The sequence below is a fragment of the Armatimonadota bacterium genome, from assembly GCA_016789105.1.
GTDB lineage: Bacteria > Armatimonadota > Fimbriimonadia > Fimbriimonadales > Fimbriimonadaceae > UphvI-Ar2.
In genome coordinates, this window is record JAEURN010000004.1 from 364295 (window position 1) to 377082 (window position 12788).

A 12788-nucleotide genomic window follows, 5' to 3' on the forward strand; every position below is an offset into this window, starting at 1 on the left:
GAACCTGTTAGGAATGCCGGATTTACCTGGCAACAGCGCGGGAAAGTCCCAAACGGGGTTCCGGTGGACTCAAACTTGTGCGGGGGCTCGGTATCGGGTGATATCGGTGGGTATTGGCGACCGTCTTAGCGCCGCGCGGCAGGCATTGGCACGCATCGGGGGGAGGGATCCAGATGGGATCGTTCTGCTGGATGGCTTGCGCCGGATTGTGGCCATCGATTCCGTGGCCAGTCGGTTCCTGGATCTCGACCCGAGAAGAGTTCTTGGCCGCGAATTCGATCAGATCGTGCCCGACGTAGACGCCTTGGGGCTGGTTGACGCCCCAGTGGAATCCGGCACGGCGATCGGAGTTTTTGGGCCGGAATCAGAAGGGTCGGATGACTACGGCGTCGATTTGGCCGACCTGCGGTTGTGGCCCGACAGTGCCGCGGTCGAGACGCTGTTGAGTTTTGAAACTTTGGATGGCTTAACCGCCTGGCTCGCCGAATATTTTGGCGAATGCTCTCAGGGATTGCGGGGCGCCTTGGCCCTGCGCGATGGGGAAACAATGGTGGTTTGGTCCGCATGGCCAAGCGACCTTCCGCTTTTGTTTCCATTGCGATTTTCAGCAATGGATTCCCGGGCTTTCCGAACGGGCTTGCGTTCTGACCTGGGCGATTTTGAGCCGGTCGAAAGCTCTGGATGCACGGTGTTGCCGGTGGTGGTGGATGGGTCGGTAGCGGCTCTGATTGCCCATGAAGGGGCCCAGCCCGAGGTCGAACCGTTGTTGCCGGCTTTGGGGATGGCCTTGCGCCGATTCATCGAATAGCCGCGCGGATGGCGGCAACCCTTTCGGGGTCAAACGTTGGCAGCGGGTAACCGAGATAGCCGCCCTCCTTGGTTCCCGAGCGAATCGAGAAATGCAGTTCGTTGGCCCCGGCTTGCTGGAGCCTGAGAGCATTTTCAGGTCGCACGCCCCCGCCCGGAAGGATGCGAATAAGCCCGAGGGCAATCAGTTCGGCGAGGAGCGGGGCACCCTCTCCGGCATTGGGCGCATGTCCGGAAGTGAGAATCCGGGCGAAGCCGATTTCCGCTAGTTGGGTTGCCGTCCGGACTGGGTCGGCGATGGAGTCGAACGCCCGGTGGAACGTGCACGGCTTACCGTCGGCGATTTCGACCAGCCGCCGGTTTGATTCGCCATCCAGCCGTCCATCCGGCAACAGGCAACCAAAGACGAACCCATCCGCACCGGCTTTGGAAAAATGGGCCACATCCCGGGCCATGGCCCCGAAATCCGATGGGTTGACCGCAAAATCGGCTTCGGGCTGGGCAACCATCACAAACACCGGGATTGAAACAGAATCGCGGACGGATTCAAAAAAGCCAAGAGAAGGGGTGACCCCCCCAGTGCTCAGGGCATGACAGATTTCGAGCCGGTCTGCCCCAGCCGTTGCTGCCAGCACCGCCTCTTCCACCGAACCGCAACTGACTTCTAGGATCATCCCAAGGCCATTATGGGGGCATTGGTTAGACTACTCGGCAAAGCACCCAGACGGGCCGACGCCGTCCCGCCGTGAGATTTGACAATGACGCAAACCCGCTTCGACCTCAGTTCTGCCGCCAAAGTCTATTGGAACCTTTCCCCCGCCGAGCTTGTGGAGCAAGCGATACGCAACGGGGAAGGAGAGCTTGCGGCCAACGGCGCGCTTGTTGCCCGCACAGGCAAGTACACGGGCCGCACGCCAAAGGACAAATGCGTGGTCAAGGATTCCGAAACCGCCGACAAAGTTTGGTGGGAAAACAACGCGGACATCAGCCCCGAGCAATTCGAGTATCTGGCCAACAAGGCTCAAAAGTCGTTTGCCGGCAAGACCCTTTATGTTGTGGATACCTATGGCGGGGCCGACCCGGCAAACCGCATCAAGGCCCGGTTCATTGTTGAAAAGGCTTGGCACGCCTTGTTCATCCGGACCTTGCTGATCCGGCCTTCTGTAGAAGAATTGGCCGCCTACGAACCAGATTGGACGGTTGTGGACATGTGCATGGAAACATGCGACCCCGCCACCGACAACACCAAGGGGGATGCGGTGATCGCCCTCAACTTTTCGTCGCACGAAGTTGTGGTGATGGGCACCCAATATGCCGGGGAAATGAAAAAGTCCGTTTTCACCATCCTCAATTACATTTTGCCGCTTAAAGGAGTTTTGAGCATGCACTGTTCCGCGAACATCGGGCCCGATGGCGACACGGCCCTGTTCTTCGGCTTGAGCGGGACCGGCAAGACCACCCTTTCTGCCGACCCGGGCCGCGCCCTGATCGGCGACGACGAGCACGGGTGGAGTGATACCGGTGTGTTCAACTTTGAAGGCGGATGTTATGCAAAATGCATCAATCTAAGCAGGGAAGGAGAACCTCAAATTTGGAATGCAATCCGGTTCCAGGGCGTCTTGGAAAACGTCGTCCTCGGCGACCGGAGGATCCCGGACTACACTGATACGACCTACACTGAAAACACCCGGTGCGCCTACCCGTTGGAAAACGTGGAAGGGTCGGTCATCCCCAGCGTGGGCGGCCACCCGCAGAATGTGGTGTTTTTGACGGCCGATGCCTTTGGCGTCCTCCCTCCCATCGCCCGGCTGACCCCCGAGCAGACGATGTTCTTTTTCTTGAACGGCTATACCGCCAAGGTTGCCGGGACAGAGGCCGGGGTTACGGAACCCCAGGCCACTTTCAGTTCCTGTTTCGGGGCGCCCTTCCTGCCGCTGCCGCCAAAAGTCTATGCCGAAATGCTGAAAGCCAAGATCGAAAAGCATGGGGCCCGGGTTTGGCTTGTCAACACGGGCTGGACCGGCGGGCCATATGGCGTGGGGAACCGGATGAAATTGAGCCACACACGGGCCATGATCACCGCAGCCTTGAGCGGCGGACTCGATGCCATGGAGTTTGTGACGGACCCTGTTTTCGGCCTTCATATTCCAACGGGTTGCCCCGGCGTGCCATCGGAGGTCTTGGCTCCGCGGGAAACTTGGGCGGACAAAGCCGCCTATGATTCCAAGGCTAATGAACTCAAGGCGATGTTCGACGCCAACTACGCGAAGTTCACCGTTTGAACCGGCTCCGGCTCACCGCACCATCCACGTGTTGGAATTTGATTTCATCACGGCTTGGTCGGGGGTGATTTTGCCCAAGTGGCCATCGACATAGATGCCAAAGATCATTTTTTGGTGCCGCGCCTCGATCCCGGCTTTGTCAAAGTCACCCTTTTCGGTGCCGTAAAAGGCGAGCCGGGTCACCTTCCTTGACTGGGGATCTGGCATAACGTAGGAGTTATCGAACCCGATGGCGAAGCCATCGAACGGCACAGTCTCCCCATTGGCCAGCCGGAACGGCATGGGGTTATAAACGCCCCGGGCCCCGTTGTTGCAAGTTTCTGCCAGCATGAACGTTTGGTCGGGCAAGGCGACATCGCTGACCGCCCGGGTGCTGAGCGGAGCGAACATTCCATAACTGAGGATGATGTGGTCAAGCAGTTTGTCTTGACTGCTGAACATTGATGTTTGCAGGCTTTTGCCGTTGATTTTGGTGTTTTCAATTTTCTTGGCGGAAGGGCAGGCAAAGCTGGAGCCTTTGGGCAACTCCGGGATCACGCTGGCCCAAACGATGGGCAACCCGTTATGGAGTTCTGGTGTGCGGTCCGCCCCGACATCGTAGAGCGGCGGAAACCGTCCGTCGTTTGTTTCGACGTAGATCCTGATGCTTTCGCCGATCTTGGCCATGTTTTGTTTGCAGGCGGCGATATCACTATTGCGCCTCATGATCGGGAAGATGAGGGCAAAAGCGATGGCGAGGACGACGACGAGGATCGCCACGACGATCGCATCCCGCTTTGTGACATGCTGGTTGGCCAGGCTTGGGCCGGCCCCTTCTGGAGCGTCGGGATCGTAGTTGTGGCTGCTCACTGATCCTCTTTGGGCATGCTTGGGATCGAATCTGAAGGCACGACCAGATACTGCTCAAGGGTGGATTGTAGTTTTTGATTGTCGACCGCCAGGTCGTACGTGCCTTCGATGTCATTGACGGGGATTTGACCCATCCGGATTTTTTCGCTACTGTCCCCCAGGGATTTCATGAACATCATGAGGGTGGCCACTTCTTGGGCATCGAATGCGTTCCCGGATATTTCGACGGTTTTATCCAGCACATTCATGCCTTGTGTCCAGTTCCTGACCATTTGCTGCTTAAGGGCCAGCATCAAATCCTTTTGGCGCTTTTGCCGTTCAAAATCGCTGTCGCCGCCCCCGTGCTGGTTCTTGCGCCACCGGACAAAGCACATGGCGTCGTATCCGTCCAGGTGCTGGCGGCCCTTTTTGAGGTCGATATAGAGCTTGGCTGCCGTATCGGTGTATTTCATATCCCTCGGGACGTAGACATCGACCCCTCCAAGCATGTCGATAACTTCTTGGAACGCTTCGAAATTGAGTGTCACAACCCGGTCGATATGGACGCCGGGCAGGATCTCTTCCACGGCGGCTTTGGCCAGTTCGGGCCCACCGATTTTGTTGTAGGCGTTGATTTTTTGGCTGGCATAGCCGGGGAGCCGGCACAAAGTGTCTCTTGGGATGCTGACCGCCCCGACGAGGTTCCGGTCGAAATCCAACCGGGCGACCATCATCATGTCGCTGCGGGCGTGGGCGTTTAGAACCTGGGTGCCGCGGTAGTAGAGGTCTTCGTCGCAACCCAAGATCAGCACCGTCAGGCTTTTGCCGTTGTCGTGAGAGTCTTGGAAAACTTTTTGTGGTGATTTGGGGGCCAAAACGGTGCCGACAAGGGCCCGGCCGACTTCACTATTTCCAATCCAGCCGGCGATGGCACCAAACGACAGGCAGACGCCAAGAAAGAAGATGTACAAAACCCCTTTGACCACATTGGTTTTGGAAGTTGTCTTGGGCATAATTTGGCGTCGGCAGGAATGATTGCCTGCCCTGGGGATTATAACGCGCCACGCCCTTCGGGTGTTCCTCGATCTGGGCACCTCTGAGCTTGGTTGTGCGGTAATTGTCTGATAAGATGGACGGTATGACGGTGAGCCGGGGATTCACATTAATCGAACTCTTGGTCGTGATCGCGGTGATCTCCATATTGGCGGCAATCCTGTTCCCGGTTTTTGCCCAGGCAAAAGCGGCCGCCAAAAAAACCCAGTGCATTAGCAATTTGGCTCAAATCGGCAAGGGGACGCTTTTGTACATGGCTGACTACGACGACCGGTTCCCGTTTGCCGTGGATCCGATCGATGCGGCTCAACCGGGGATTTGGGCGGGGCAACCGCAATTCCAGGCTTTGATCCCCACCATGCCGTTTTTGCATGAAGCCCTCCAACCGTACATCAAGAGTCTGGAGCTGTTTCACTGCCCGTCGGACTCGGGGACCAAGGTGTTAGACGACCGCCCCTACCTAGATTTTGTCAATTCGCCAACCATGCACGCTAAGTGGAAAACGAGCTACTTCTTCCGCACGGAGATTGCCTTCAAGCAGCTCAGTCAAACCGGCTTGGAGCACCCGGCCGAGACGAACTACCTTTTTGATGCGGCAGGGCACTGGCACGGCTGGGGCGGGGAAATGCAGCAGAACGACCCCGATCTTGATAACAAACTCTCCAAGTACCGTTACAACACGCTTTATGGGGACATGCATGTGAAGAGCTTGCATTTCGACCAATTGCAGCAAGCCTGGAACACGACCCTTTGATGTAAAGTCGGGGCGTGTTGCCCTTGATGATCGCGCTCGGGACTGTGGAGTTAATACCGAACCAACTGCTCTATGACCGTCCGGCGCAACAATGGGTTGAAGCATTGCCGGTGGGCAACGGTCGCATCGCCGGTATGGTTTTCGGCGGCGTCGAGCACGAACGGATCGCCTTGAACGAATGCACATTGTGGTCGGGTGGCCCAGGAGATGGCAACAATCCCGCGGCGAGGGCGGTGTTGCCCCAAATCCGGGAGGCGGTGTTTGCGGGCGATTATGAAAAGGCCGATTCTTTGGCGCTGGGGATGCAGGGGCCTTACACGGATGCCTATCTGCCGCTCGGTGACCTCCACTTGGAGTTTTCCCATTCTGAGTCCGCTGATTACCGCCGTGGACTCGACTTAATGTCGGGGGTGGCGTCCACCCAGTTCGATTCGGGGCAAGGCCGTTGCGAAAGAAAAGTCTTCACCAGTTTGCCTGACCAGGTGATGGTCATCCAGATCAAAGGGGAAGGGAAATTCAAAGCGCGGTTCGAGAGCCCGCTCCGCGCATCATCGCGGTTCGAAAAAGGCCAGTTGATCCTTTCGGGCCAGGCTCCGGTCGTCTCTCGACCCAGTTACTTGGGTGGGGACGATGCCCAGATGGTTAGGTACGAACCGGGCCGAGGAGTCAAGTTCGCTGCCGTTTTGGAAGTCAAGGGCAAGGGTGCCACGGTGGCCTCTGATGGCAACGGCGTTGTTGTGTCGGCACCTGGCGAGGTGCAGTTGTTGGTGGCGATGAGGACGAGTTTCTCCTCCCCGTTCGAGATGCCGCATCTGGGGCCAGACCCGGTCTCGCTCTGCCTTATAGACCTGGAAGCGGCGGGCCGCCGTGGTGACCTTCTTTCCCGTCATGCCACTCGGTTCAAAAGTTTGATGGAGCGGAACACGCTGACTTTGGCCAATCCTGAGGCCCCGCAAAGCAGGGAGTGGCGGACTGACCGGCGGATTGCCGAGTTCCCCCGGACCCAAGATCCCTCTTTGGTTGCATTGGCATACCAATATGGCCGGTACTTGTTGGCCAGTTCTAGCCAGCCCGGCGGCCAGCCCGCAAACTTGCAAGGCATTTGGAACGAGTCGATCCGGCCCCCCTGGAGCTCGAATTACACGGTGAACATCAACACCGAAATGAACTATTGGCCTGCGTTGGTCACCAATCTCGCCGAATGCAACGAGCCTCTGTTGCGAATGATCCGCGAGCTTGCGATTTCTGGTGGCCGCACAGCTGAGGCAAATTACGGCTTGCCCGGTTGGGTGGCTCACCACAATGTGGATATTTGGCGGCATAGCAACCCGGTCGGCGAGGGTTCGGGCGGACCGATGTGGGCGAACTGGCCGATGGGCGGCGCCTGGCTTGCCACCCACATCATGGAGGATTACCGGTTCACCCAAGACAAGGTCCGGCTCAGGGAGAATTCCAGTGCCCTGCGGGGAGCCTGGGGATTTGTTTCCCACTGGCTGGTCCCGGATCCGAGAACCGGGCACGCAGGGGAATTGACCACAGCCCCTTCCACTTCGCCGGAAAACGAGTTCAAGACCGCGAGGGGGAACAGTGCTTCTGTTGCGGTTGGCGCAACGATGGATCTGGCCATCATTCGGCAACTGAACCAAGACGTCATCGACCTCAATACGGCCGTCGGTCCGGCAGGCAGGGAATCCGGATCCCAAGCCAGCATCGCGGCGGGTGCGATCGCCCCGTTCCGGATCGGCGCTCGGGGCCAGCTGGAAGAGTGGTCCGACGACCTTGTTGAGACCGACCCGCACCACCGGCACATCAGCCACCTATGGGCGGCTTATCCCGGGAGCAGCATCAACCTGGACGACACCCCGGAACTGGCGGCAGCGGTCCGCAAGTCGCTAGAAATCCGGGGCGACCAATCGACGGGCTGGGCCATGGCTTGGCGGCTGTGCCTTTGGGCGCGGCTGCGAGAGCCTGAACGGGCCTATGGGATGATCAAGCGGTTGCTGGTTTTGACAGGTGTGCCCGAAAATCCCAGTTCGGGCGGTGTCTACCCCAACCTGTTTGGCGCCCACCCGCCGTTCCAGATCGACGGCAACTTTGGGGCGACCGCGGGGATTGCGGAAATGCTCATTCAATCCCACCGTGGCGAGATCCATTTGTTGCCAGCCTTGCCGAATGAATGGCCAGACGGCGAAGCCAAGGGGTTGCGGGCCCGCGGGGGGCACATCGTGGACATCCGGTGGCGGGACGGTCGGCTTTTGGAGGCCACAATTCATCCCGATAAGGGGGCCAAATCTGTCCGGGTCCGCTATGAAGGCGGGATTGAAGGGGGCCAGGGTTCCATTCGGGAGTTTGTTGCGTCTGGAAAGACGGTGACGGTGAAGCCGTCGCGCTGAGAGATCCGGAATTGTTGCTGAGGCCCTATGCATGCGTCCTCAACGGGGAAGTCCGTTGGGGAGTGGAAGTCGAAGTGATCGACGGCGTCATTACCCGGGTTGGAATCCAATCCGGGGTTCCGGACGATTACATCTTGTGCCCGGCGTTTGTGAATGCCCATTCGCACATGGAGTACCGGGGACTGATGGGCCGGGTTGGCGGCGACGACTTTTTTGCCTGGATCAGGGAGATCACGGAGCAGAAGTCGCAGCAGGAGCTCGATCAAGTCCGGCGGGATTGCCAAATCGCTGCGAATGAGAATCGGGCCACCGGGGTTGGATACATTTGGGAGCACACCGACCGCCTGGGGTCGGCTGCTGCGATGCGTGCGGCAGGCCTGGACGGCATTTTGTTCCAAGAGCTCATTACATTCAACGAGCACGAGAATCCGGGAGAAAAGTGGGCATCCGTCCATGAACGGGCGGCCCAACAAGCTAAAGAAGGGGGATTTCCCGTTTACGTGAACCCCCATGCGATCTACACCGTGGACGATGCCAGCTTGACCAAAATCGCCAGCCGGGCCGGACCGATCAGCATCCATTGCGCAGAAAGCCGTTTCGAGCGAGAACTGACCGTACACGGAAGCGGAAAATTTGCGGAGTTCCAGCGGGCGCACGGCTGGAAAGTGGTGGCCTCCGGACTCTCGCCGATCGCGGTTCTCAACGGGTACGGCATGCTCAAGTCGACGACGCAGTTGGTTCATTGCTGCGATGTGGACGACAGCGACATCAAACGGATCGCGCAGCGTCGGGCATCGGTGGCCCATTGCCCCCGATCCAACCAGCGTTTGGCGTGCCCGACCGCCCCTGTCCGACGGATGTTGGATGCGGGGATCCGGGTCGGGCTGGGGATGGACAGCGCAGCGAGCAGCGGTCCAATTGATATGTTTGAAGAAATGAGGGCGGCCCTTGCGGCGTCGCGCCGGCGCGGGGAGCCGTTGACGGGGGAGCAGGTGCTAGACATGTCGACCGCCGGGGGCGCCCGCAGCCTCGGTCTTTCCGGCTGGGAAATCAAGGAAGGCTCGACCGTCCCGCTGATCAAAATCGTCGTGGACAGTTGTCACACAGCCGAAGATCTGATCGAGACCGGGTCGCCGGGATGTGTCCAGTGGGTTTGAATTGAGCCGTTCGGCAGAGCTCTTGCGGGTTTGTAACCGCATCCCTGCGGGGCGGGTCGCAAGTTACGGATCTGTTGGCCGGCAAATGGGGGTCAGCGGGTTAGTTGCCGGCAAATGGTTGGACAATTGGGGAGACCAAACCTGTTGGTGGCGGGTGGTGGGTTCAAAGGGCGACCTGCTGACCGCCCGACGTGATGCTGGGCTTGCGATGATTCAGAGGGCCCTGCTGGAATCCGAGGGCGTGGATTTTGACAGCCAGGGCCGCGTGATGGCCACCTTCTTCGTGGATCTTGATTCGCTTATCGGGTGAGGGCCGCCTGCCGGAGGGCATGGTCGGCCAAGACGAGTGCGGCCATAGCTTCTACCATCGGCACGGCGCGGGGGAGCACGCAAGGGTCATGGCGCCCCTTCCCGGCGATGGTGGTGTTTTCAAAGCTGGCGGTGACGGTGTCTTGCTCGGCAAGGATTGTTGCGACAGGCTTGAAGGCAACGGCGAACAGGATCGGCATCCCGTTGCTAATCCCGCCTTGGATGCCGCCGCTGTGGTTGGTGCGCGTGTAGACGGATTGACCGTCGTCGCTGCGGTAGGCGTCGTTATGCTCCGAGCCAGTCATCAGAGTGCCCGCAAAGCCGGAGCCGATTTCAAACCCCTTGCTTGCTGGCAGCGAGAGCATGGCTTTGGCAAGGTCGGCTTCCAGTTTGTCAAACACGGGCTCGCCCCATCCGGGTGGGACTCCCCTGGCCACGGCCCGCACAATTCCGCCGACCGTGTCCCCTTGCTTGCGGACCTGTTCAATGAGGGATTGCATCTGAGCCGCCGCGGTTGGATCCGGGCATCGAGTGATGTGGGCTTCGACCTGATGGATTGACACATCCGCCGGATCGACCTCTGCCTTGATGCCCTGCACTTGATCCACCCAAGCGACCACTTCGGTTTCAAACCTCTCTTTGAGGAGTTTTTTGGCAATTGCTCCGGCGGCAACTCGTCCGATGGTCTCCCGGGCCGAGGATCGGCCCCCGCCTCCCACCGACCGCAGGCCGTATTTGGCGTCATAAGTGAAATCGGCATGGCTGGGGCGGTATTTGTCCCTCAGCTCTTCATAATCCCGCGACCGTTGGTCCGAGTTCTGGACGACCATCGCGATGGGGGTGCCGGTGGTGATCCCGGATTCGACCCCGCTCAAAATGGCGACCTGGTCGGCTTCGTTCCGCTGCGTTGTGATTTTGGATTGCCCTGGCCGGCGCCGATCCAGCTCGGCTTGGATTTCGGCCCTATCGATGGCGAGTCCGGGGGGGCACCCATCAACGACGACGCCCACGGCTGGGCCATGCGATTCGCCGAAAGTGGAGATGCGGAACAGGTGCCCGAAGGTGCTGGCCATGGTTCGAGCCTTGATTATGGCTTTTTGGCGTGGGGTTGGTTCATAATCCCACTGCACTCAAGGGTGCATCCAGATCCGCGGGAAGGGCCGAGCCCACCTTGAACCGAATATCGTGACAAACAAGACCGAAGAGTCACCGGCTTGCGGATCGCCGGGAATGACACTGAGGTTCTATGGAAAATCAAAATCACGCCCGGGTGCTTCCGGAGCACCCCGATCTGACGCAACTCCGCAAACAAGCCAAGGAGTTGAAAGCAGCCGCCCCTTACCCAAACCTGTCGCAGGCGCAGTTCGCACTTGCCCAGGAGTACGGTTTCCCGAGTTGGCCCAAACTTGTCTTCGCCGTCCGGCAGAGGCTTTTTGGGGCGGCGATTAAGGATGGCGATTTGGCGGCTTTCGACAATTTAGTCAGCCAAACCCCACGCTTAGCCCGCACCCCGTTTGACGATGGCCAATACCCGTTGCATTTGGCGGTTTGGCACGATGACCCGGTGATGATCCGCCGCCTTGTGGCAGCGGGGGCCAAGTTGGATTGCCAGGTGGCGGGCAGTGGCCACACACCGCTTTCTTGGGCGGTCACTGGTTGGAAGCGCGACATTGCCCAGCATCTGGTCGAACTCGGTTCGGAACCAGACCTTTTTTGTGCCGCAGGCCTTGGGATGACGGAAGCGGTCGCGGCGATGTTGGCCTCGGGCAAGCGTTCGTTGAGCCGGGTTGGGAGTTCGCGGTACGACGCGCAGGGCAACCGTGTCCCAGGCCCGCCGATTTCGCGCCGCGACCAGATTTCGGACGGCCTTTACATGGCCTGCCGGAACGGTCACGCTGAAACCGCCCGGTTGCTTTTGGAAGCGGGGGCAGATGTCAATTGGCGGGCCTTTATCGGGGCAACGCCATTGCACTGGGCGGTGCTTGCCGGTTCAAAGGATTGCATTGACCTTTTGGTGGAGAATGGGGCTTCTTGGACAGTTCGTGACGAAGAGTTCCAGGCAACCCCGGCGGAGTTCCCGGGCTTTGTCTTGGTTGGTTGGGGGTTCCCAGATGGCCAAGTCCTCTCCTATTTGGCATCTCAGCCGGCGGCGGCGGCGTTCCAGACCCCAGCCGGAACCCTGTTGCATTTCGCCGTCTTGCGGGATCGGCCCGCCGTGGCGAAGGCGCTGGTTGCTGCCGGAGCCGACCGGCAAGCCAAGGATTCCCAGGGCCGCACGGCATCGCAGTTGGCCGGTGAGCTCGAGCTTGGGTGGTCGCCTTAGCGGTTCAGAATCGGGAGCATCTCCGCCCCCAAGGCGGTGAATGTTTCAGCGTGGGGCGTGAGTTCAGATATCTGGACAACGCGCCCCGCGCGCAACCCAAGCCGGAGGACTTTGTCCATTTGGCCGCCCGGCTTGATCTGAATGCCGTCGAGATGCATGCTGAGGCCGCCGACCACCCGGTCGCGGATCCGGTTCGCGCTGGGGTGGAAGGGGCGGTATGGGTTGACGGCGCTGACGGCGAGGTCGGTCCGGGGGTCGAACTTGTACCGCCACAGCCTCGCCGCGGCAAACGGCTCCTCGCGCAAGTCGTCCCCCAAGGCATTGAAGAGCCCGGTATCCAGAACCAAGATGCGCGGGGCACCCCACCGAAGGGCCGTGACCGCCGACCGCTGGTATTCCGGCGTATCGTGGCCGGTGACCAAAGTCCGCGATCTGAGGACGTGCTGCTCGGTGGCTCTTTCGATCTCGACGAGGGCACCTTCGGTGGAGTTACGGCTGCTAAGGGCGCAAAAGGTGTTGGCCGCCAAAAGCTTGGTATTGCCGTAAAGGTAGAGGAGTTCGGGTGGCTTGGGGTCGAACATCTCAAGCTGGCGAGGATAGTGGGCATCGGCAGCCGTGACGGCGGCAACTCCGAGCGCCGACAGGGTTTTGTCGAGCTCTTTGGCTTGGGCCACCAGGTTTGCCGAATGGTTAAAAAACCATTCGGAAACCGATCGGTTCACGCGATATTCTTCGCGGAGTGCTTCTGGCCCCAAGGCGATGAATTCGTCGGGTGAACGGCCGTAGAGGTCGTTTTTTGTGAGGATGCGGACGATGGTTTTTGCCCCGATGCCTGGCGTGTTGGCAAGGGCAAGGGTGAGGATCCGCCTGGAGGTTGCCATT

At 59.6% G+C, this 12788-nt stretch carries 12 protein-coding genes; 7 read left to right on the plus strand and 5 right to left on the minus strand.

What is annotated here, in order from left to right; translation table 11 throughout:
- The first annotated feature begins 106 nt into the window (after positions 1 to 106).
- Positions 107 to 808, plus strand: a complete 702-nt coding sequence (locus JNM28_04730) for a hypothetical protein (GenBank protein MBL8067732.1) — start codon at positions 107 to 109, stop codon at positions 806 to 808.
- On the opposite strand, the gene JNM28_04735 is transcribed toward JNM28_04730, so the two are convergent.
- Positions 798 to 1481, minus strand: a complete 684-nt coding sequence (locus JNM28_04735) for a copper homeostasis protein CutC (GenBank protein ID MBL8067733.1) — start codon at positions 1479 to 1481, stop codon at positions 798 to 800. The two genes, JNM28_04730 and JNM28_04735, sit on opposite strands and share 11 nt — an antisense overlap.
- Before the next feature lie 84 nt (positions 1482 to 1565).
- Between JNM28_04735 and pckA the strand changes: the two genes are divergently transcribed.
- On the plus strand, positions 1566 to 3089 hold the full coding sequence (pckA, locus tag JNM28_04740) for a phosphoenolpyruvate carboxykinase (ATP) (protein MBL8067734.1): 1524 nt from the start codon (positions 1566 to 1568) through the stop codon (positions 3087 to 3089).
- Between the two features lie 12 nt (positions 3090 to 3101).
- Here pckA and JNM28_04745 read toward each other — a convergent pair whose 3' ends face one another.
- On the minus strand, positions 3102 to 3938 hold the full coding sequence (locus JNM28_04745) for a hypothetical protein (protein MBL8067735.1): 837 nt from the start codon (positions 3936 to 3938) through the stop codon (positions 3102 to 3104).
- The gene (locus tag JNM28_04750) at positions 3935 to 4930 is read right to left on the minus strand and encodes an LCP family protein (GenBank protein ID MBL8067736.1); all 996 of its coding nucleotides are present in this window, start codon (positions 4928 to 4930) and stop codon (positions 3935 to 3937) included. Before JNM28_04750 ends, JNM28_04745 begins: the two co-directional genes overlap by 4 nt.
- A gap of 116 nt (positions 4931 to 5046) precedes the next feature.
- Here JNM28_04750 and JNM28_04755 point away from each other — a divergent pair, with 116 nt between their 5' ends.
- The 4 genes from JNM28_04755 to JNM28_04770 are packed head-to-tail and all read left to right on the plus strand — an operon-like array spanning position 5047 to position 9584.
- Positions 5047 to 5724 carry a prepilin-type N-terminal cleavage/methylation domain-containing protein gene (locus JNM28_04755; protein ID MBL8067737.1) on the plus strand — a complete coding sequence of 226 codons (678 nt, stop codon included), beginning with the start codon at positions 5047 to 5049 and terminating at the stop codon, positions 5722 to 5724.
- A 14-nt stretch (positions 5725 to 5738) separates the two neighbouring features.
- Positions 5739 to 8117, plus strand: coding sequence for a glycoside hydrolase family 95 protein (locus JNM28_04760; GenBank protein MBL8067738.1), 2379 nt, complete (start codon positions 5739 to 5741; stop codon positions 8115 to 8117).
- 14 nt (positions 8118 to 8131) lie between these two features.
- Positions 8132 to 9274: an amidohydrolase family protein gene (locus JNM28_04765; protein MBL8067739.1), complete on the plus strand. Its 1143-nt coding sequence runs from the start codon at positions 8132 to 8134 to the stop codon at positions 9272 to 9274.
- Positions 9258 to 9584: an MGMT family protein gene (locus JNM28_04770; protein MBL8067740.1), complete on the plus strand. Its 327-nt coding sequence runs from the start codon at positions 9258 to 9260 to the stop codon at positions 9582 to 9584. The genes JNM28_04765 and JNM28_04770 overlap by 17 nt, the downstream gene beginning before the upstream one ends.
- Here the strand turns inward: JNM28_04770 and aroC are convergent.
- Positions 9574 to 10656, minus strand: a complete 1083-nt coding sequence (aroC, locus tag JNM28_04775; GenBank protein MBL8067741.1) for a chorismate synthase — start codon at positions 10654 to 10656, stop codon at positions 9574 to 9576. The two genes, JNM28_04770 and aroC, sit on opposite strands and share 11 nt — an antisense overlap.
- A gap of 197 nt (positions 10657 to 10853) precedes the next feature.
- Between aroC and JNM28_04780 the strand changes: the two genes are divergently transcribed.
- The gene (locus tag JNM28_04780) at positions 10854 to 11906 is read left to right on the plus strand and encodes an ankyrin repeat domain-containing protein (GenBank protein MBL8067742.1); all 1053 of its coding nucleotides are present in this window, start codon (positions 10854 to 10856) and stop codon (positions 11904 to 11906) included.
- Here the strand turns inward: JNM28_04780 and JNM28_04785 are convergent.
- Positions 11903 to 12787, minus strand: a complete 885-nt coding sequence (locus tag JNM28_04785) for a hypothetical protein (protein ID MBL8067743.1) — start codon at positions 12785 to 12787, stop codon at positions 11903 to 11905. The genes JNM28_04780 and JNM28_04785 overlap by 4 nt on opposite strands.
- Between the last annotated feature and the right edge of the window lies 1 nt (position 12788).